This window comes from Flexivirga aerilata (assembly GCF_013002715.1).
Taxonomy (GTDB): domain Bacteria; phylum Actinomycetota; class Actinomycetes; order Actinomycetales; family Dermatophilaceae; genus Flexivirga; species Flexivirga aerilata.
The window spans coordinates 2,079,607-2,099,524 of the sequence record NZ_JABENB010000001.1 but is presented as its reverse complement, the minus strand read 5'-3'; the positions used below and the strand labels follow the sequence as shown (position 1 = coordinate 2,099,524).

Below are 19,918 nucleotides of genomic sequence, written 5' to 3'. Positions count from 1 at the left end.
CCGGTCGCACACCGCCCACACGTCAGCCACTCATGCATTGTCCGTGCGACCACCGACAGCGGTTTCCCGGACAGCGCCCGGCTCGACGCCGGTCGCCTCCCGCTCGGCGCGCAGCAGGGTGATCGCGGCCTCGAAGTCCTCCAGGCCCTCGAAGGCCTGGTAGACGCTCGCGAACCGCAGGTAGGCCACCTCGTCGAGGCTGCGCAGCGGGCCGAGGATCGCCAGACCGACGTCGTGGGCGTCGATCTCGGCGGCACCCTGGGCCCGAATGGACTCCTCCACCTGCTGGGCGAGCAGGGCGAGGTCGTCCTCGCTGACCGGACGGCCCTGGCAGGCCTTGCGCACGCCGACCAGCACCTTGCCCCGGCTGAACGGCTCGCTCGCGCCGGAGCGCTTGACCACCGTCAGGCTGGCGGTCTCCATGGTGGAGAACCGCTTGCCGCAGTTGGGGCACTGCCGGCGACGCTTGATGCAGGTGCCGTCCTCACTGGTGCGACTGTCGACGACGCGGCTGTCGTCGTGCCGGCAGAACGGGCAGTGCATGGCGGTCCTCCTCGGAAGCTGTCGCGGGGTCGTGCAGGTGTGGCCATCCCGGCGATCAAGCACCGGAAAAACCCGCTCCCTGTGGATGAAGGTGTGGGTATCCGGTGGATGACTTGGGGATGACGTGTGGACTAGATGTGGATGAATCCCAACGATGTAACTACTAGATGTAGGGATGTTAGGCACCTGGACCACAAGCACGCAAGACGTCGGCGCGTCGCGTCGAATCTGCGCAGGTCAGCGGCCGATTGCGGGTGTGTCGTACGGCGTGTCGCGGGTCTCACCGGCTCGCAGTCGCCGCCGCAGCCGCACTTACCTGGCCACGCCGCACCTATCTGTCAACAACGGGCGGGCGCAGCACAATCCCGTGCTGCGCCCGCCCGTTCCATGAGCCCGGGACACGGTTGGACCCATGGCATGTGCTGCCGCCTCTCCGGCGGCAGAGTCGATCAGCGCGGCAGGCTGAGCCGCTGGCCGGCGTGGACCTGCAGCGAATTGAGGGAGTTGGCCTGCTGCACCTTGGTCACCGCGTCGCCCGTGGTCAGCTGCGGGTAGGCGCGATGGGCGACCTCGGACAGCGTCTGGCCCGGCTGGACCGTGACCGACGGCACGGCGGGCGCCGAGGGCGCCGCCCAGGCGCGGGCGACGAACGCCCCCGACAGGCAGAGGATCACGACCGCAGCCGCGACCAGCAGCCGGCGGCCGCGGGCGGTGAGGCGCACACCGATCTGCGCCGGCACCGCGCGCCGCTGCGGCACACCGGCCACGCTCGCCGTCGCACCGGCCCCGGTCGGCACCGACCGCAGGCGACGCCGCGGGCGCGGCGGGACGGTCGCCGGGATCTCCCACTGGGTGACTGCACTCATCTCTTCCTCCTGGACCATGGCCTTCGCCACTGCTGGCTGTTGCGAACGCGTGTGCGATAGGACCTCTGTACGATGTATAGCACGGACGTTCGACACTGTCGAGACACGCGTCGTACAGATGTTTGGCAACTGTGTCCGAACCCCATACTCTGGCTGCACGACGTTCTTCGCGAAGTTCTGGACGGGGTTCTGTACCAAGTTCTGCACGAAGATCAGACAAGCACCGACCACCGACAGCCCCTCGGCGGTCGCACGGGGATCGCGCCGAAACACTCCGAACGGCGCGGGTTTTCGTGGACACGGGGTCGATCAGGAGATGAGGCGATGGCGAAAGTTCACAAGCTGCCGGACCGGTCGGGTGAGAGCCTGACCACACGGCAGCGCAAGGTGCTCCAGGTGATCCGCAGCTCCGTCGCACGCCGCGGCTACCCGCCGAGCCTGCGCGAGATCGGCGACGCCGTCGGCCTCACCAGCCCCAGCTCGGTGGCACATCAGCTGACGATGCTCGAGCGCAAGGGTTATCTGCGCCGCGACCCCAACCGGCCGCGCGCCATCGAGGTCATCGACCCCGAGGCCGGTCGCGACGAGCGCGGCTACCGCGGTGGGTCGAGCGTGACCGCGGCCGACGAGACGAGCATCGACGAGACGGGCCTCGGCGACGAGCGCCCGTCGGCGTCATACGTGCCGGTCGTGGGCCGCATCGCCGCCGGCGGCCCGATCCTCGCCGAGGAGGTCGTCGAGGACGTCTTCCCGCTGCCCAAGCAGATCGTCGGCGAGGGCGACCTCTTCCTGCTCAAGGTGGTCGGCGACTCGATGGTGGATGCCGCGATCTGCGACGGCGACTGGGTCGTCGTGCGCCAGCAGCCGACCGCGAGCAACGGCGAGATCGTCGCCGCGATGCTCGACAACGAGGCGACGGTGAAGACCTTCAAGCGCACCCGCGGCAAGGTCTGGCTGCTGCCGCACAACGAGGCATACGAACCCATCGACGGCGACGACGCGACGATCCTCGGCAAGGTCACGGCGGTGCTGCGGCGGGTCTGAGCCGGCGCGAGTCACCAGCCCACCGCCCCCGCGCGCGTTCGGCGGTTCAGCCGGGCGCGCGGGCGAGGTCGGCCGCGAGAGCGGTCAGGGTGGCACCGAGCGGGGCGTCCACCCGCACGCTGACCTCGTCGTCGGTGGCGCGCGTCCACCCGTGCGTCACGATCGCCACCGGTATGCCGAGCCGAGCCGCGCGCCGGACGAATCGGTAGCCCGACATGACCGCGAGCGACGACCCGAGGACGAGCAACGAAGACGCGTTCTCGACATACGAAAAGCACTGTGCGACAAGGTCTTTAGCGACCGACTCGCCAAACATCACCACGTCCGGCTTGAGCAGATCCGATCCGCAGATGATGCAGTGCACGATGTGAAATCTGCTGATCAGCTCGTCGGCGATCGCGACGTCACCGTCCGGCCGCAGCGGGCCTTCCGCCGAGCGGTCGAAGTCAGGATTGGCGAGCGTCAGCCACTCGTCGACGGTCTCCCGGCGGTAGCGCTCCCCGCAGTGCATGCAGACGACATGGGTGAGGCTGCCGTGCAATTCGGCGACGCGGTCGGCGCCGGCGCTCTGGTGCAGCCCGTCGACGTTCTGGGTGATGATCGGCCCCAGTGCCCCGGCCCGCTGCAACTGCGCGAGGGCGACGTGCCCGGGGTTCGGCCGCGCCGCGGCGAAGCGCGGCCAACCGACATACGAACGCGCCCAATAGCGTTGGCGGGCAACCGGATCGGCGAGCAACTCCTGCGCCGTCATCGGCTGGAAGCGGCGATTGCCGTCCGGGCCGCGATAGTCCGGGATGCCGGACTCGGTCGACAGCCCCGCGCCGGTGAGAGCGACGACGCCGCCCGCGCGCAGCAGGTCGCGCAACGCGTCCGGGTCGGTGGTCACCACGCCTTCAAGCTCTCACATCGGGCGGAGGCGGAGATCTGCCGCCCCGGGGTCAGCCGGTCACGGCGGATCAGCTGTTCAGGGCGATGTTGGCCGCCACCGCCGAGGTCGCGAGTGCGGCGGACACTGCGTGCTGCGCGCTTCGGATCGCGGCCTCCGCGGCGCCGGCCGCCCAGTCCTGCGCTCCGACGGCCTTGGCGCGCTTCTTCAGCTCCCGGGCGGAGACGCCGAACTGCTCGGCGTAGTAGACGGTGGTCACTGCGTCTGCGGCGGTGAGCAGCGCGATCAGCGAGCCGCTGTGCAGGTCGGGCCGGGCGGTCCCGGCGAGCACCTGGCGGCCGGCGCGCAGCACCGCCTCCCGCCTCGCCGCGTCGACGACGGGATGCCTGGTCGGCCGCAGGAAGCCACCCAGGTCCCGGCGCACCGCGCCGTCGGCGACCAACCGGTCATAGACCCGGTCGGTCATCCCCTTGGCGAGCCTCGGCAGCACCTTCTCGGGCTTCTTGCCGGCACCCTGGGCGAAGATCGCGAGCGCATGATCGAGCAACGGGTCACCGCCCGGGCGCTCGTCGAGCACGACGAGCCGCGAGCCCTTGACCGCCACCCGCTGGTGGGCCGCGAGCTCGGTCAGCACCCCGCCGGCGAGCGCCAGGTCGAGCTGCGCACCACCGGCCAGGCGCTTGCCTGCGGGACTCGTCGCGGCGAGCAGGACTTCGCAGCAGATCAGCATGGTCCGACCGTATGCCGAAGACCCCCGTCATACATCAGCCCCGGGGCGGAGTTTCGCGCCCACCCCTTCGATTAGCGATCGACCGCAAGTGGCGATCATCAATAACATCGGGTTATTCTGGGGTCATGATTGATGCGGCAGGACTGCGGGTGATCAAGGCGATCCACGACGAGGGCAGCTTCACGGCGGCCGCCGCGTCGCTCGGCTACTCACAACCGGCGATCTCGCAGATGGTGCGCCGGCTCGAGGAGCGCACCGGCACCGTGCTCGTCGAGCGGCTCGGTCGCAACGTGCGGCTGACCGAGGCCGGGTCGGTGCTGGCACGGCATGCGGTGCCGGTGCTCTCGGCGCTGGACGCCGCGGAGTCCGAGGTCGCCGCCATCGCGGGACTGCGCGCGGGCCGGGTGCGGCTGATGGCGTTCCCCTCCTCCTCTTCGACGCTCGTGCCGCGAGCCCTCGCGCTGGTCAAGGAGCGATTCCCCGACGTGCACGTCAGCTTCACCGAGGCCGAGCCGCCCGAGTCGCTGGCCGCGCTGCGCTCCGGCGAGTGCGACGTCGCGGTCGCGTTCGCCTACGAGGGCACCGATCTCGCGCGCGGCGAGGAGGACCTCGACGCGTTCGTGACCCGCAAACTGCTCGACGACGAGGTGCGGCTCGCGGTGCCGATCGGCCACAAGCTCGCCAAGTCCAAGAAGGTCAAGCTCGCCGACCTCGCCGAGGAGCCCTGGATCGCCGGCTGTCCGCGATGTCGCGGCCACCTGCTGTCGCTCGCGGGACGGGCCGGCTTCACCCCGGACGTCGCCTTCGAGACCGAGGACTACGTCGCGGTGATGGGCCTGGTCGCCGAAGGTCTCGGCGTCTCGCTCATCCCGGATCTCATTCGCCGCTCGGCCAGCAACCCCGGCATCAAGACGCTCCCGATCGATCCGGCGTCCCGCCGCGCCGTGTATGCCGTCACGACCCCCGATCTGCAACGGGTCCCGGCGGTCGCCGCCACGCTCGACGCGCTGTGCGAGGCCGCGCAGACCAAGAACGTCTGCTCCTGAGTCGCGGCGGCACCGCCGCCTCGACCACGCCCGGATCAGCGCCGGAAACGGTCGGACAGGCGAGGATCGCTCACCCACCAGGGTTCGTCATCCGGCTCCCCCGACTCCCCCACCTGCGAGGCGCCGACCGCGCGCCGGGCGGCCTCCTGCTCGTCCAGCCGGGCGTCGACCTCACGGGTCTCGACGGCGTCCGAGCGCAGCCACTCCATGAAGACCGCTCCCAGCACGGGCACGCCGATGAGTTCGGTCGCGAGCAGCAGCGCGCCGCCGGCGAATCGCTGGTCCTGCATCGGTGACAGACCGTCGCGGGCGGCAGCGGCCGCCGGACCGAAGCCCGGGAAGGTCGGCATCAGCAGGTAGCTGCGGGTGAACACCACGATGCCCGGCACCGCGTCGATCAGCCCGTCGAAGAACGCCAGCATGATGCGCACCGGCGGCGTCGCCCAGCGGGGCAGCAACTCCTCGACCAGCAACGGCACCCCGAACGCGACGCCGATCGTCACCAGGTGGACCAGCAGGAGGCCCTCGACGATCCCGGACCGGGTGGCGGCTACGCCATACCCGGTGAAGAAGACGAGCATGATGCCGCTGATGTCGAGGACGGCCGAAACTGCAGGGTGCAGAACGATTTTCGCCACGCGGCTGCGCAAGCCGCGGTGCAGCCAGGTGTGGTCGTGCCCGGCCGCCGCGGTGAACAGCCGCATCGGATCCCCCAATGCGACGCCCACCGGCACGATGGTGCCGACCAGCACCACCTGCACCGCGAACATGAACATGAACGTCGTGCGGTAAGCCCCCACCGGGCCGCAGGTGGCATAGATCAGCACGCCGATGCCGAGCACCAGGAAGAGCGCGACGCGCGTCCACGGCCAGTGCACTCCTCGCCGCCGGGCCCGCACGACCAGCGCGAGGTAGCCGGCGGTGAGCGCGACGGCGAGCAGCACGCCGCCGGTCGACCAGGTCCACTCGGTGAGCAGGCGGGTGGCGCTGAGAGGAGGCACACGCGGGATGATGGCGCGCCCGCCTAGCAATTGGCTATGAGCTCATCGTCCAAGGCAACCCGCGAACGTCGGTGTGCCTGAGCCGGCGCCCCCGCGAGGTAGCACTGACTGCCGCTATAACGCCGCCATAGCGGCAGTCAGTGCTACCTCGTTACCTCGGCGCTGGGCAGGGGGCGGAGCGTCGCACGGCTGCGCGTCCTGGCGCGCGGGTCGGGTCAGGGGCGGGCGACGAACGGCAGACCACCGCGAGCCACGATCGCGATCGCGCCCCCGCGGTCGGTGCGAAACGCCGTGGAGTTGCTGTCCCGCAATAGGTCGAGGGTGCGCGGCGCCGGGTGGCCGTAGTCGTTCCCGGCGCCCACGCTGATCACCGCGATCGGCGCGTGCACCGCACGCTCGAGGTCGGGGTCCTGGTTGGCCGAGCCGTGGTGCGGCACCTTCAGCACGTCGACCGGCTCCGGATCGGCTTCTGCCCGCAGCGCGCGCAGCACGGCCGCGCCCGCCTCCTTCTCGATGTCGCCGGTGAGCAGCAGGCGCAGCCCGCGCGAGCGGACGTCGAGCACCACGCTGGCGTTGTTCTGCACCGACCCGGCCCGGATGAGCCGCGTCGGTCCCAGCACCCGGGCGTCCAGGCCCAGGTAGTGCAGTTGCATCCCGGTCTGGAGCGACCGCGCCGTCATGCCGTGCTTTCGGAGTGCGGCCTGCACCAGGGGCTCGTCGCTGGGCTCGTCGCCGGACCGCGCGTCATGGGTCCCCGGGGACGACGGACCGGCCGAATGCACTGGCGTCGAATAGATCTCGCGCACGGTGCGGCCGCGGAAGACCCCGTCGATCCCACCGACATGGTCGGCGTGGAAGTGGGTGAGCACGAGCGCGTCCACGACTGTGACGCCGAGGCGATCGAGGCATTGCGCGATCGGGCCGGGGTCCGGGCCAGCGTCGACGACCACCGCGTGCCCGGGGCTGGTCGCGAGCACGCCGCCGTCGCCCTGACCGACGTCGCACGCCACGTAGACCCAGCCGGCGGGCGGCCAGCCGAACGCCGGCACCGGGGCCCACGCGGCGGCACCGAGCAGAGCCGCGGCGGCCGCGAGGTAGGGCCGCAGCCAGATCAGGCGCAACAGCGCGACCCCGCCGACAAGCAGCACCAGGGTGAGACCGGCGAGGAGCAGCGCGCCCAGGGCACCGTCCGGCCACGGCAGCACCCCGAGCGGCACCCGTGCGCAGGTGTGGGCGATCCAGGCGATGCCCCAGGTCGGCAGCGCGGCGAGCCACGCCGGGGCGTAGGCCAGCTGCGTGCTGATCGGGGCCACCAGCACGGTCACGATGCCCGCGAGCGTGGCGGGGGCGACCAATGGCGCTGCCAGCACGTTGGCCGGGATGCCGATGAGGCTGACCGAGCCCTGCAGCAGCACGATCACCGGAGCACACATCGCCTGCGCGGCCATCGGGATCGCGATCGCTTCCGCGAGCGGCGCCAGCCGGTGGGGCAGGTATCGGGCGATGCGGTCGGCCCATGGGCGGGCGAAGAAGAGCAGGCCCGCGGTCGCGAGTGACGACAGTGCGAAACCGTATGACGCGGCCAGCCACGGGTCGTAGACCAGCAGCGCGAGCACCGCGGCCGCGAGAGCCGGAGCCCCTGCCGTGCGTCGCGCCGTCGAGAGGCCCACCAGGCCGACCGCGCCCATGGCCGCCGCCCGCACGACGGACGGCTCCGGTCGGCAGAGCAGGACGAACAGCAGCAACGCGACACCGGCGAAGACGAGCCGTCGGCGGCCCCGGACACGCAACCACCCGGCGACCCACATCGCGGCGAGCAGCACCATGGTGACGTTGCTGCCGGAGACCGCGTTGAGATGGGTCATGCCGGTCGCGCGCATGTCGTCGTTGAGCTCCTGCGGCAGCCGGGAGGTGTCACCGATGACCAGCGCCGGCACCAGCCCGCGCGGGTCGCGCGGCAACCCGTCGGTGGCATCGCGCAGGTCGCTGCGCAGCCGCTCGATGCCGTCGAGCAGCGGCCCGGCTCCGCCGACGACCCGGGGCGGCCCGCGAGGGATGATCACCGCCTCCACGTCGTCGCCCGGTTCCGCCGCCTGCAGTCTGCCCGCGAAGGCGATCCGTTGATGCCAGTGCAGCGGCAGCCAACGATCGTCGCCGATCACCAGCACCGGGGTGTGGGGCGTGCTGCGTGCCCCGCGTCCGGTGATCTCGCGGACCGAAACCTTGGTGATCACAAGGGATTTGCCATAGGTGTGGGCTGCGGCGACCGGTCGCGGGTCGGTGTCGACGACCGCTTCGACACGCACCGTCGCGCGGTCGGCGGCGAGCGCGCGCACCGGACCGGCCTGGCGTGCGAGCAGCTGACCGGCCGTCGCGCACAGCACCAGGGCGGCCGCGGCGCAGGACAGTGCGGCAGTAGTGGCTACCCGCAGCTCCCGCTGCCGGCCCAGCCGCAGGAGCAGCACCGCGCTGGTGGCGGCGAGCCCGGCCCACGCGAGCACGAGCGTCGCGGGCAGACGCAATGCGATCAGCACGGCCACCCAGCCGGTCGCGGCAGCGACCAGGAGTCGCAGATCGAGGCGCGGTGGCGCTCCGCCGCCGGAGGCCCGGTCGGGAAACACCCGGTCCAGCACCGAGCGGAGCAGCCGCACCGCCGATCAGCCCACCCGGACGAGCGGTGTCAGCTGCGCCAGCAGCTTGTCCCCGATGCCGCTGACCTCGCCGAGCTCCTCGACACTGGTGAACCGTCCGTTGTCGGTGCGCCACTGCACGATGCGCTGCGCCAGCACCGGCCCGACACCGGGCAGCGTGTCGAGCGCGGCGATGTCCGCGGAGTTGAGGTCGACGACCGCGGGCGCCGACCCGCCGGCGGCCGCCGGGCCCGGTGCCCGGGCGCCGGGCCCGGGTGCTGCCGCCGGTGCCGGCGTGGTCTGCTCCCCCGGCTTGGGCACCTGGATCTGCTCCCCGTCGGTGACCGGCCGCGCCAGGTTGATCGCCGCCAGATCGGCACCCGGCAGCGCGCCGCCCGCCGCCTGGACCGCGTCCTGCACGCGCGAGCCGGCGCGCACCTGCACGACACCCGGACGGCGCACCTGGCCCACGACCTGGACGACCAGCACGGAGGCGCCGGCGCTCGAAGGGGTGCCACCGGCCGACGGGGCGAAACCGGCCGCGGGACCGGACGCTGCCGTCGACCCTGCCCGCGCCGACGCGAGGGCAGACTGCGACGCCGCCACCGCCCCCGACGGCGCCACCGGGTGCGGGGCCGCCGCGGTGCGGGCCCACAACACCCGGCCGCCGAAGACGAGCGCGGCGATCAGCACCAGGACGACGGCCCCCACCACTGCCAGCCGGCTCGGAGCCACCTGGGCGCCGAGCAAGGGCTCCGGAGGTCGCAGCAACGGCCGATGGGGCCGCACCTGCTCCGGGCCGGTGCCGGCGGCATGTCGCGCACCGCGCCCTGCCCGGGAGGTGCCGGCCGTCGTCGACGGGTCGCTCCCGGACGACTCACGGTCGGTGTCCTCCGTCGGGCGGCGGGCGGTGGCAGCGACCCGGCGCGGCAGCTGCGCCACCCGCGACCGTGGCTCGTCGATCACGTCGTCCTCCGCCGGCACCCAGCCCGGAGCGCGCCGGACCGCCTCGAGCTCTTCGAGCACCGCCGTCAGCCGGTCGGGCACCGGATCGTCGTTCCGCTGTCGCGCCATACCCGGAAAGCTAGACGTGACAAGGCAGTTGGCGCCGCGCGAGATCGGCCGGCTGTGGACGACCGCGCGTGGCCGGAGGGGATGTGGACGGTGGGGCTGGTGGTCGTCTCGATACGCCGAGGGCTCGCAAGCTCGCCGGGGCCGGCTACTCGACCACCGAAGCCACACCAGGGCCGACTCGCTCGCCGGGGCCGGCTACTCGACCACCGAAGCTAAGATGGCACGCTCGCCGGGGCCGGCTACTCGACCAACGAAGCTAAGATGGCACGCTCGCCGGGGCCGGCTACTCGACCAACGAAGCTAAGCTGGCACGCTCGCCGAAGCCGGCTACTCGACCACCGAAGCCGGCTACTCGACCACCGAAGCCACATTCGCCCACTCGCCGAAGCCGGCTACTCGACCACCGAAGCCACATTCGCCCACTCGCCGGAGCCGGCTGCTCGACCGACGACGCTAGACCGAGGAGCCGACGATGCGGCGCCGGCCGCTGAAGCGCGGCGTCACCGCGACCGCGAGGGTGCCGGGACCGACGTGCGCGCCGACCGCCGCACCGAGCTCGACCAGGAGCACCCGCCGTGCGTCGGTGAGTCGCTCGGCGAGCCGTTCGGTCAGGGTCTCGGCGCGCTCACGCGCGTCCAGGTGGTGCACCGCGACGTCCACGCCGTCGACGTCCAGCCGCGCGGCGAGGTCCTCGACGGTTTTCGCGGCCAGCTCGGTCAGCCGCGACAGCGCCTTGGCCGTGGTGCGCACCCGCTCCAGCGGCTCGATGTGGCCGTCGCGCACCGTGAGCAACGGTTTGATCGCGAGCGCCGAACCCATCAGCGCCGACGCCCGCCCGATGCGCCCGCCGCGGCGCAGATGCTCGAGCGTGTCGACGTAGAACACCGTCTCCGACGCCGTCGTATGGCGCCGCGCAGTCTCTGCGACCGACTCCGCAGGGTCACCGACCGCCGCCGCCTCGGCGGCCGCTATCACTCCGAAACCCATTGCCATGCCGATGGTTCCGCTGTCGACGACGGTCACCGGGATCCGTGAGTCACGCGCGGCGAGCTGCGCCGACGACAGGGTCGCGGACATCTGCGACGACACGTGCACGGAGACGATCGCGTCGTGACCGGCTTCGGCGAGTTCGGCGTAGAGCTCGGTGAAGACCGCGGGCGACGGCCGGGAGGTCGACACCGGCACGAACTCGCGCAGCGCCTGCGCGACCTCGCCGGCGCTCACGTCGCGTCCCTCGAGCCGGGTCTCGCCGCCGATCGCGATGCGCATCGGCACGACGTGCAGACCGTGGCCGACCGCGATCTCGGCCGGCAGATACGCCGTGGAGTCCGTGACCACCGCGACCTTCATGTCGTCGCCTCCTCGGGTGTCGCCCTGCCTCAGCCTGCCACGATGTTGACCAGCTTGGGCGCACGCACGATCACCTTGCGGATCTGCTTGCCGTCCAACGCGTTCAACACCTTCTCGCTCTCGCGGGCCATGGCCTCCAGGTCGGCGTCGGAGATGCTGACCGGCACCTCGAGCCGGTCGCGCACCTTGCCCTGCACCTGCACGACGCAGGTCACTGTGTCGTCGACCAGCAGCGACTCGTCGGCGGCCGGGAACGCCTCGTAGGTCAGCGTTTCCGGGTGTCCGAGCCGCGACCACAGCTCCTCGGCGATGTGCGGTGCGACCGGCGCGGTCATCAGCACCAGCGCCTCGACGGCCTCGCGCGGCGGCGCCGGCTCCTTGGTGATCGCGTTGTTCAGCTCGATCAGCTTGGCGATGGCGGTGTTGAACTGCAACGCCTCGTAGTCGCGGCCGACACCGTCGATCGTCTTGGCCAGCAGGCGTTTCAGGTCCTCGCTCGGCGCCTCGTCGGCGACCCGCAGGTCGCCGGTCTCCTCGTCGACCACGTTGCGCCACAGCCGCTGCAGGAAGCGCTGCGAGCCGACGACCGCGCGGGTCTCCCAGGGGCGGGAGATGTCCAGCGGGCCCATCGACATCTCGAAGACGCGGAACGTGTCAGCGCCGTACTCGGCGGACATTTCGTCAGGCGTGACAACGTTTTTCAGCGACTTGCCCATCTTCCCGTATTCGCGGGTGACCGGCTCGCCCTGCCAGGTGAAGGTCATGTCCTTGCCCTGGCCGTGCTCGACCACCTCGGCCGCCGGCACCGGCTGGCCGCGGTGGTCGCGGAAGGCGTAGGCCTGCACGTAACCGTGGATGAACAACCGGCGGAAGGGCTCCTCCGACGTTACCTCGCCCAGGTCGAAGAGCACCTTGTGCCAGAACCGCGCGTAGAGCAGGTGCAGCACCGCGTGCTCGGGGCCGCCGACGTAGAGGTCGACGCCGCCGGGGTCGTTCGCGACGCCCGCACCGGCACCGCGGCCGGGCCCCATCCAGTATTCCTCGCAGCCCCGGTCGACGAATCGCTCGTCGTTGGCCGGGTCGGTGTATCTCAGCTCGTACCAACAGGATCCGGCCCAGTTGGGCATCGTGTCGGTCTCGCGGCGATACTTCTTCGGGCCGTCACCCAGGTCGAGTTCGACCTCGACCCATTCGGTCGCTCGGGACAGCGGCGACTCCGGCTCGGAGTCGGCGTCGTCGGGTTCGTAGGTCTTCGGCGAGTAGTCCGCGACGTCGGGCAGCTCGACCGGCAGCATCGACTCGGGGAGCGCGTGCGCGACGCCGGACTCGTCATACACGACCGGGAAGGGTTCGCCCCAGTAGCGCTGCCGGCTGAAGAGCCAGTCGCGCAGCTTGTAGGTGACCGTGCCGCGACCGACGCCCTCCTTCTCCAGGAAGTCGATGACGAGCTCCTTGGCCTCCTCGACCTCCTTGCCGGACAACGAGATCCGGTCGTTGTCGGAGTTGATCATCACGCCGTGGCCGAGGTAGGGCTTGTCCTCGTCGTGCCCTTCGCTCGGCTGGACCGTGCGAACGTAGGGCAGGTCGTACTTCTTGGCGAAGTCCCAGTCGCGGGCGTCCTCGGCGGGCACCGCCATGACGGCGCCGGTGCCGTAACCCATCAGCACGTAGTCGGCGATGAAGACCGGAATCGGTTCTCCCGTCACGGGATTGGTCGCGAACGACCCGGTGAAGACACCGGTCTTGGCCTTGGCGTCCTCGGTCTGCCGCTCCAGCTCGGACTTGCGCGATGTCGCGGTGCGGTATGCCGCGACGGCCTCCGCCGGTGTCGCCGCGCCGTCGGTCCACGCGTCGTGCGTGCCGGAGGGCCACTCCTGCGGGACCAGCTGGTCGACCAGCGGGTGCTCCGGCGCCAGCACCATGAACGTCGTGCCGAAGATCGTGTCTGGCCGGGTCGTGAACACCTCGATCGGCGCGGCCACCCCGTCGACCGCGAACCGGATCGACGCACCGTGCGACCGGCCGATCCAGTTGCGCTGCATGACCTTGATCGACTCGGTCCAGTCGACCCGGTCCAGGTCGTCCAGCAGCCGGTCGGCGTAGGCGGTGATCCGCATCATCCACTGCGACAGGTTGCGCTGGAAGACCGGCATGTCGCCGCGCTCGGTGAGGCCCTCGTTGGTGACCTCCTCATTGGCGACCACGGTGCCGAGGCCCGGCGCCCAGTTGACCGGCACCTCCTTCTTGTAGGCGAGGCGGCGGCCGTCGATCTCGGCGCGCTGTTCGTCGGCGGACAGCTGCGCCCACGGGCGGCCGTCCGCGGTCGCGACGTCGCCGGCCTCGAAGGCGGCGACCAGGTCCTCGATCGGGCGTGCCTTGCCGGCGGCCTCGTCATACCAGGCGCCCCAGATCTTGGTGAAGATCCACTGGGTCCACTTGTAGAAGCCGGGGTCGATCGTGGCGACCTTACGGCGCGGGTCGTGCGAGAGTCCCAGCATGCGCACCTGCCGGGTGAAGGTGGCGATGTTGTCCTCAGTGGTCTTGCGCGGGTGCTGCCCGGTCTTGACGGCATACTGCTCGGCCGGCAGCCCGAACGCGTCGAAGCCCTGCGTGTAGAGGACGTTCTTGCCCGTCATCCGCTGGTAGCGCGCATAGACGTCGGTGGCGATGAACGGCAGCGGGTGCCCGACGTGCAGGCCGTCACCGCTCGGGTAGGGGAACATGTCCTGCACCATGAACTTCGGCCGGTCACCGACGGCCTGCGGATCGGCCCAGGGGCCAGTGGGATTCGGCGCCTCGAAGGTGCCGTTCTCCTCCCAGCGGTCCTGCCAGGCGCGCTCGATGCGGCCGGCCAGCGCCGGGGTGTAGCGGTGCGCGGGGCTCTCGTCGTTCATCGTCTTTTCCTCGTGGTTATTCGCCGGTGGTGGGCAGCGTTCGGATCCGCTAGGACGAAAAAACCCTCCGGTCGCTCACGAGGAGCACGGGAGGGTAGGCCGCGTCGAAGTCCGTCAGGCGTCAACGCGGCCGGCTAAGGAGGAGCAGCTGCCGCACGCCGGTCAGGCTACCGCACCTGCGCGCGCCGCCTGGACCGGGCAGGGCGCGAGGGTATGACGAAGCCCGGCCCCGCACGGCGGGACCGGGCTCATCGCGTGCTTCGCATCAGAGCGAGTTGACCGCCTTGGCCAGGGCCGACTTCTTGTTGGCGGCCTGGTTCTTGTGGATCACGCCCTTGCTGACGGCCTTGTCCAGCTTCTTGGACGCGGCGGCGAGCAGCTCGGTCGCCTTGTCCTTGTCGCCGGCGTCGACGGCCTCACGGGTCTTGCGGATCCACGTGCGCAGCTCCGACTTGTAGGCCCGGTTGCGCTCAGTGCGGATCGCATTGGTCTTGATCCGCTTCATCTGCGACTTGATGTTTGCCACTGAATACTTCCTCGGTCGAGTCGATTTCTGTCATGAGGGTGACAGACGCGGCGACGGATGGGGCGTGGGGACACCCGGGCGACGTGCCGCGCTGGTTGATGCTGATCGTGCAGTCGTGCGCGCACGACCAGAGCGCGCACGCAAGCGCCAAATCTACCAGCGCCGCTCGATCGCGCCCAAATCGGGCACGGCGGCACTAGCCCCGCCGCTCCGCGGCACTACCCCTGCCGCTCCGCAGCGATGGCCAGCACCACCCGCTCGACCGCATAGACCGGGTCACGGCCGCCGCCCTTGACGTCGAAGTCTGCCGCCGCGACCGCTTGGATCGCCCGGCCGAGCCGGTCGCCGTCCCAGCCCTTGGCGTCGCGGCGGGCCCGGTCGACCTGCCACGGCGCCATCCCGAGCTCCTTGGCGAGGGCCGCGGACGATCCACGCCCGGCCGTCGCGACCCGGGCGATCTGGCGCAGCTGGCTGGCCAGCACCGCGACGATCGGCACCGGGTCGAGGCCGGACGCGAGCGCGTGGCGCAGCAGGCGGAGCGCCTCGGGGGCGTTGCCGCCGACCGCCGCATCGGCCACCCGGAAGCCGGTCGCGTCGACCTTGCCGCCGTGGTAGCGCTGCACCACCTCGGCGGTGATCACGCCCTCGGTGTCGTCGATGAGCTGCCGGCAGGCCGACGCCAGCTCGCGCAGGTCCTTGCCGACCGCCTCCAGCAGCGCGCGGACGGCATCCGGCTCGATCTTGCGGCGGCCGACCCGGAACTCGTTGGTCACGAACGCCGACTTGTCCCGGTCGCTCTTGATCGCGGGCGCGTCGATCACCCGGGCGCCGGCCTTCTTCAGCGCATCGAGCGCCTTCTTGCCGCGCGCACCGCCCTTGTGCTGCACGATCAGCGTCGCGTCGACCAGCCCAGCGGCCGCCACGTCGACAACATCGGCGATCAGCTCCTCGCGGGCCTCGTCCAGGTCGCGGACCAGCACGATCTTGCTGCCGCCGAACAGACTCGGGCTGGCATGCAGCTGCAGCTCCCCCGCCTCGTATGACGCAGCGTCCAGCCGGATCAGCTCCGCCTGGGGGTCGGCCTCGCGCAGCGCCTCCACCGTGCTCGCGGCGGCGCGCTCGGCCAACACCTGCTCCGGGCCCGCGATCAGCACCAGCGAGGGGACGTCCGTCATACTCACAGCCTGCCATCCCCCGCCGACACCCGAGGAACGAGCGTGCCCGAGCAAGACCAGTCCTTCGTCTTCACCGCACAGTGCGCGGACGGACCGGGCATCGTGCAGGCGATCAGCTCGGTATTCGTCGAGCACGGGGCGAACATCGACGAGAGCCAGCAGTACGGCGACCCGCTGAGCGGGCAGTTCTTCATCCGGGCGCGGGTGCACGGGCCGGTGGACGAAGACTCTCTGCGCGCGTCGCTCGCGCCCGTCGCCGAACGCTTCGCGATGACGTGGGGGCTCTGGCCGGCCGGCGAGCGGATGAAGGCCCTGGTGATGGTGTCCAAACTGGGCCACTGCCTCAACGACCTGCTCTACCGGCAGCAGGTCGGCGCGCTGCCGCTCGACATCGTCGCGGTCGGCTCCAACCACCTGGACTTCCAGAAGCTGGTGTCGTCGCACGACATCCCCTTCCACCACATCCCCGTGACGGCGGCGACCAAGCCGGCCGCCGAGCGCCGGCTACTCGAGCTGGTGGAGCAGACCGGTGCCGAGGTGGTGATCCTGGCGCGCTACATGCAGGTGCTGTCGGACGACCTCTGCGCGCGGCTCGCCGGGCGGGCGATCAACATCCACCACTCGTTCCTGCCGAGCTTCAAGGGCGCGCGGCCCTACCACCAGGCCCACCAGCGCGGCGTGAAGCTGATCGGCGCGACCGCGCATTACGTCACGCCGCAGCTGGACGAGGGCCCGATCATCGAGCAGGACGTGGCCCGCATCGACCACGGCTATTCCCCCGACGCGATGGTCGTGGCCGGCCGCGACGTCGAGGCCCAGGTGCTGGCGCGGGCGGTGACCTGGCACGCCGAGCACCGCGTCTTTCCCAACGGCACCAGCACGGTCGTGTTGCGCTGAGGACTTGTCACGCGTTGTGCCGACTTGTCACGTCATTGCCGACTTGTCACGTGAATGCCGACTTGTCACGTCAATGCGGACTTGTCCACGTTGTGCCGACTTGTCACGTGCTCTAGCACGTGACAAGTCCACCTGTTACGTGACGAGTCGCCTTTTACGTGACAAGTGAACGTTGACGTGACAAGTCGCCGTATGACGTGACGAGTCCCCGGCCGGAGGGTATGCGGGCCGCCGGTCAGCGGCGCGCGGGGCGATCGAGTCGGCGGTCGAGCAGGCCGCCGACCAGCAGCATGACCCCGACCGGCAGCAGCGCGCCGACCGTGACGTCGCCGAGATAGTGCGCACCGACGACCATCCGGCTGACGGCGTAGGCCACCACGAGCAGCACCCCCACCACCACCGCAGGTATGACGGAGCGACCGCTTCGGTGCACCGCGTAGACCAGCGCACCCGCGAAAGCCGCTGCCAACGCTGTGTGTCCGCTCGGCATGCTGGCGCGGTCGGTGACCGGCACGAGGGCGTGCACGACGTCCGCCGGGGGCCGCGGCCGCTGATAGATCGCCTTCGCGATCGTCACGCTGATCCGGCCGGCCAGGAAGACCAGCGCGGTGGCGAGGGCTGCCGGGATGCCGCCTTTGCGCCATACGACGAGGAGCAGGGCGAGCACCGGCAGGTAGGCGAGCGGGCCCGCGCCGTAGTGGGCGATGACCTTGCTGGGTTCGGCCAGCCAGGACGGCCGGTGGTGGGACCACCAGATGTCGAGCCGCAGCTCGCCGGTGTGCGATGCGCCGCGGTGGGTCAGGTAGGCGCCCAACAGCACCGACACCACGACGAACACGACGCCGGCCGCTTCGCTCCGACGGATCACGTTGTGCCCAGGCCGAGTTGGGCCATCCGGGACTGCACCTGCGGCAGCGGCCGGTCGAGATGGTCGGCGAGTTCCTCGGGGTCGAGGCCGAGCTCGGCGCCGTCGCGCAGCTCCTCGTCGTCCTCCTCGGTCCACCCCTCGGCCGGTGGTGCCGCGGGCACCGGTGCCGTCGCCGCAGCCTCAGCCTCCGTCACCGAGACCGGCGCCCCAGCCTCCGTCGCCGAGGCCGGCGCCTCAGTCTCCGGAGCCTCCACCGGCTCGGCGCCAGCAGACTCATCCACCACCGGCGCGAGATCGTCGTGCTCTGGGTCGGGCACAGGCGCCATGTCGCCGGGCTCCTCCTCGGCGGGCGCCGGGTCGACCTCGACCTGTGACTCCTCGGGCGCCGGATCCGCTTGCGCGCCAACGGGACCCGCGGTCTCGTCCAGCCGCTTCAGCGCCTTGAGCACCAGCGCCCGGTCGGTGGTCGGCCAGAAGGGCGGCAGCGACTTCTGCAGGAAGCCCGCATAACGGGCGGTGATCATCCGGGTGTCGAGGAACGCGACGACTCCCCGGTCGGAGCTGCGGCGGATCAGGCGGCCGGCGCCCTGCGCGAGACGCAGCGCGGCGTGGGTCGCCGACACCGCCATGAAGCCGTTGCCGCCGCGACGGGCGATCTCCTGGGAGCGCGCGGACGCCAGCGGGTCGTCGGGCCGCGGGAACGGGATGCGGTCGATGATCACCAGCTGGCACGACACACCGGGCACGTCGACGCCCTGCCAGAGGGTCATCGTGCCGAAGAGGCAGGTGCGCGCGTCGGCGGCGAACTGCCCCACCAGCGTGCGGATCTGGTCGTCGCCCTGACACAGCACCGGGAAGTCGTCACCCAGCCGCGCGCGCATCTCCTCCGCCGCGGCCCGCGCGCCGCGGGTGGAGGAGAACAACCCCAGCGTGCGTCCGCCCGAGGCGCGGATCAGCGTCTCGATCTCGTCCATGGCGGCGGTCGACAGCCCGTCGCGACCGGGCGGCGGGAGTTGTGAGGCGACATACGCGATGGCCTGGCGGGGGTAGTCGAAGGGCGAGCCGACGTCGAGCCCGGTCCACCGCGGGCCGCCCTCGCCGCGCAGGCCGAGCGTGCCGGCCACAGCGTCGAAGGAGCCGCCGAGCTCCAGGGTGGCTGAGGTCATGACCACCGTGCGGTCACCGAACACCTTGTCCCGCAACAGCATTGCCACGCTCATCGGCGCGACACGGAGCACCGATCCGCGGCGCGGGTCCTTGGAGATCCACACCACGTCGAGCTCGCGGCCCTCGAGGATCCGGTCGGCGTTGTCGAAGATCTCGTCGACCGCCGCCCGGGCAACCTGCCGGCTCGCGTCGTTGTCGGCGGGCGAGGCGGGCTTGAGCTCGCTCTGCACCGAGCGTGCCGCGTCGCGCACCCTGGCCAGCGCAAGACCGAGAGCGTCGGGTATGCCGAGCAGCCGTCCCTCCTGGAGGCCGTCGAGCAGCTCCTGCATCAGCTCCCCGGCCTCACGCATCGTGGACGCGTCGGCCATTCGCCCGCACCGGCGCGCCGCCGTGGAAACCATGCCTGCGGTGAGTTCGTCGGTGATGGTCGAGGTGACGCGGTCGACGAGCTCGTGCGCCTCGTCGACGATCAGCAGGTCGTGCTCGGGCAGCATCTGCCGGCCCTCGAAGGAGTCGATCGCCATGAAGCTGTGGTTGGTGACCACGACGTCGACCTCCTTGGCCGCCGCGCGGGATCGCTCGACAAAGCACTCGGTGACCATCGGGCACTTGGACCCGAGGCACTCCTCCGCCGAGACCGACACCTGGCGCCAGGCCCGCTCGCTGACGCCGGGCACCAGCTCGTCGCGCTCACCGGTCTCGGTCTCCTGCGCCCACTCACGCAGCCGGACGACCTCCTCGCCGATGCGGCCGGCAGCCCGATCGACCTCGCCGATCTCGAGAAGTGCGTCCTCCTCGTCCGGGTAGCCACCCTCGACCTTGTGCAGGCACAGGTAATTTCGCCGGCCCTTCACCAGCCCGAAGGTCGGGCGCCGGCCGAGCAGCGGCTCGACGGCGTCGGCGATGCGGGGCAGGTCGTTGTCGACGATCTGGGCCTGCAGGGCGAGCGTCGCGGTCGCCACGATGGCCGGCTGCCGAGTCTCGACCGCATGCTTGATCGCGGGCACCAGGTAGGCGAGCGACTTGCCGGTGCCGGTGCCGGCCTGCACGAGCAGGTGGGCGCCGTCCCGCGCCGCCTGGTCCACCGCCCTGGCCATCTGCTGCTGCCCCGGGCGCTCGCTGCCGCCGACTCCCCCGACGGCGGCACGCATCAGGTCGTCGAGATCCACAGGCATTGGTCCAGGGTATGCCGTGCCGACCCCCGGCTCGTGCAGGCGCGGG

Annotated in this window: 16 protein-coding genes; 3 read left to right on the top strand and 13 right to left on the bottom strand. The window is 71.1% G+C overall.

What is annotated here, in order from left to right:
• Nucleotides 1-30 precede the first annotated feature (30 nt).
• Both nrdR and HJ588_RS09900 read right to left on the bottom strand, forming a co-directional pair.
• The gene (gene nrdR, locus HJ588_RS09905) at nt 31-543 is read right to left on the bottom strand and encodes a transcriptional regulator NrdR (protein ID WP_171154460.1); all 513 of its coding nucleotides are present in this window, start codon (nt 541-543) and stop codon (nt 31-33) included.
• Nucleotides 544-992: 449 nt separating this feature from the next.
• Nucleotides 993-1,409, bottom strand: coding sequence for a LysM peptidoglycan-binding domain-containing protein (locus tag HJ588_RS09900; RefSeq protein WP_171154458.1), 417 nt, complete (start codon nt 1,407-1,409; stop codon nt 993-995).
• Nucleotides 1,410-1,733: 324 nt separating this feature from the next.
• Between HJ588_RS09900 and lexA the strand changes: the two genes are divergently transcribed.
• Entirely contained in the window at nt 1,734-2,453 is a 720-nt protein-coding gene (gene lexA / locus HJ588_RS09895; protein WP_171154456.1) for a transcriptional repressor LexA, read from the top strand.
• Between the two features lie 46 nt (nt 2,454-2,499).
• Here lexA and HJ588_RS09890 read toward each other — a convergent pair whose 3' ends face one another.
• Both HJ588_RS09890 and HJ588_RS09885 read right to left on the bottom strand, forming a co-directional pair.
• On the bottom strand, nt 2,500-3,342 hold the full coding sequence (locus tag HJ588_RS09890) for a Sir2 family NAD-dependent protein deacetylase (protein ID WP_343036658.1): 843 nt from the start codon (nt 3,340-3,342) through the stop codon (nt 2,500-2,502).
• A 67-nt stretch (nt 3,343-3,409) separates the two neighbouring features.
• Nucleotides 3,410-4,069, bottom strand: a complete 660-nt coding sequence (locus HJ588_RS09885) for a GOLPH3/VPS74 family protein (protein WP_171154454.1) — start codon at nt 4,067-4,069, stop codon at nt 3,410-3,412.
• Between the two features lie 125 nt (nt 4,070-4,194).
• Here HJ588_RS09885 and HJ588_RS09880 point away from each other — a divergent pair, with 125 nt between their 5' ends.
• Nucleotides 4,195-5,115: a LysR family transcriptional regulator gene (locus HJ588_RS09880; protein ID WP_171154451.1), complete on the top strand. Its 921-nt coding sequence runs from the start codon at nt 4,195-4,197 to the stop codon at nt 5,113-5,115.
• Nucleotides 5,116-5,150: 35 nt separating this feature from the next.
• Here HJ588_RS09880 and HJ588_RS09875 read toward each other — a convergent pair whose 3' ends face one another.
• From HJ588_RS09875 to holA, 7 genes are all read right to left on the bottom strand, one after another.
• Nucleotides 5,151-6,116, bottom strand: coding sequence for a cytochrome c oxidase assembly protein (locus tag HJ588_RS09875; RefSeq protein ID WP_171154448.1), 966 nt, complete (start codon nt 6,114-6,116; stop codon nt 5,151-5,153).
• Nucleotides 6,117-6,331: 215 nt separating this feature from the next.
• A complete protein-coding gene (locus tag HJ588_RS09870) occupies nt 6,332-8,767 on the bottom strand; it encodes a ComEC/Rec2 family competence protein (protein WP_171154446.1) in 2,436 nt (811 codons plus the stop codon).
• Between the two features lie 6 nt (nt 8,768-8,773).
• On the bottom strand, nt 8,774-9,820 hold the full coding sequence (locus HJ588_RS19405) for a ComEA family DNA-binding protein (protein ID WP_246241794.1): 1,047 nt from the start codon (nt 9,818-9,820) through the stop codon (nt 8,774-8,776).
• Nucleotides 9,821-10,273: 453 nt separating this feature from the next.
• On the bottom strand, nt 10,274-11,170 hold the full coding sequence (locus HJ588_RS09860; protein WP_171154444.1) for a DegV family protein: 897 nt from the start codon (nt 11,168-11,170) through the stop codon (nt 10,274-10,276).
• Between the two features lie 29 nt (nt 11,171-11,199).
• Nucleotides 11,200-14,064: a leucine--tRNA ligase gene (gene leuS / locus HJ588_RS09855; protein ID WP_171154441.1), complete on the bottom strand. Its 2,865-nt coding sequence runs from the start codon at nt 14,062-14,064 to the stop codon at nt 11,200-11,202.
• 265 nt (nt 14,065-14,329) lie between these two features.
• Entirely contained in the window at nt 14,330-14,590 is a 261-nt protein-coding gene (gene rpsT, locus HJ588_RS09850) for a 30S ribosomal protein S20 (RefSeq protein WP_171154439.1), read from the bottom strand.
• Nucleotides 14,591-14,808: 218 nt separating this feature from the next.
• Nucleotides 14,809-15,765: a DNA polymerase III subunit delta gene (holA, locus tag HJ588_RS09845; protein WP_171154437.1), complete on the bottom strand. Its 957-nt coding sequence runs from the start codon at nt 15,763-15,765 to the stop codon at nt 14,809-14,811.
• A gap of 42 nt (nt 15,766-15,807) precedes the next feature.
• Between holA and purU the strand changes: the two genes are divergently transcribed.
• Complete coding sequence (gene purU / locus HJ588_RS09840; RefSeq protein ID WP_171154435.1) at nt 15,808-16,662, top strand: formyltetrahydrofolate deformylase; 855 nt, start codon at nt 15,808-15,810, stop codon at nt 16,660-16,662.
• A 235-nt stretch (nt 16,663-16,897) separates the two neighbouring features.
• Here the strand turns inward: purU and HJ588_RS09835 are convergent, their stop codons facing one another.
• Complete coding sequence (locus HJ588_RS09835; protein ID WP_171154433.1) at nt 16,898-17,530, bottom strand: phosphatase PAP2 family protein; 633 nt, start codon at nt 17,528-17,530, stop codon at nt 16,898-16,900.
• On the bottom strand, nt 17,527-19,872 hold the full coding sequence (locus HJ588_RS09830) for a helicase C-terminal domain-containing protein (RefSeq protein ID WP_171154431.1): 2,346 nt from the start codon (nt 19,870-19,872) through the stop codon (nt 17,527-17,529). The genes HJ588_RS09835 and HJ588_RS09830 overlap by 4 nt, the downstream gene beginning before the upstream one ends.
• Between the last annotated feature and the right edge of the window lie 46 nt (nt 19,873-19,918).

What these genes read in the sequence shown, in the direction of transcription:
- nrdR (WP_171154460.1), bottom strand. Translation starts at nt 543, where the DNA reads ATGCACTGCCCGTTCTGCCGGCACGACGACAGCCGCGTCGTCGACAGT.
- HJ588_RS09900 (WP_171154458.1), bottom strand. Translation starts at nt 1,409, where the DNA reads ATGAGTGCAGTCACCCAGTGGGAGATCCCGGCGACCGTCCCGCCGCGC.
- lexA (WP_171154456.1), top strand. Translation starts at nt 1,734, where the DNA reads ATGGCGAAAGTTCACAAGCTGCCGGACCGGTCGGGTGAGAGCCTGACC.
- HJ588_RS09885 (WP_171154454.1), bottom strand. Translation starts at nt 4,069, where the DNA reads ATGCTGATCTGCTGCGAAGTCCTGCTCGCCGCGACGAGTCCCGCAGGC.
- HJ588_RS09880 (WP_171154451.1), top strand. Translation starts at nt 4,195, where the DNA reads ATGATTGATGCGGCAGGACTGCGGGTGATCAAGGCGATCCACGACGAG.
- HJ588_RS19405 (WP_246241794.1), bottom strand. Translation starts at nt 9,820, where the DNA reads ATGGCGCGACAGCGGAACGACGATCCGGTGCCCGACCGGCTGACGGCG.
- HJ588_RS09860 (WP_171154444.1), bottom strand. Translation starts at nt 11,170, where the DNA reads ATGAAGGTCGCGGTGGTCACGGACTCCACGGCGTATCTGCCGGCCGAG.
- leuS (WP_171154441.1), bottom strand. Translation starts at nt 14,064, where the DNA reads ATGAACGACGAGAGCCCCGCGCACCGCTACACCCCGGCGCTGGCCGGC.
- holA (WP_171154437.1), bottom strand. Translation starts at nt 15,765, where the DNA reads ATGACGGACGTCCCCTCGCTGGTGCTGATCGCGGGCCCGGAGCAGGTG.
- HJ588_RS09830 (WP_171154431.1), bottom strand. Translation starts at nt 19,872, where the DNA reads ATGCCTGTGGATCTCGACGACCTGATGCGTGCCGCCGTCGGGGGAGTC.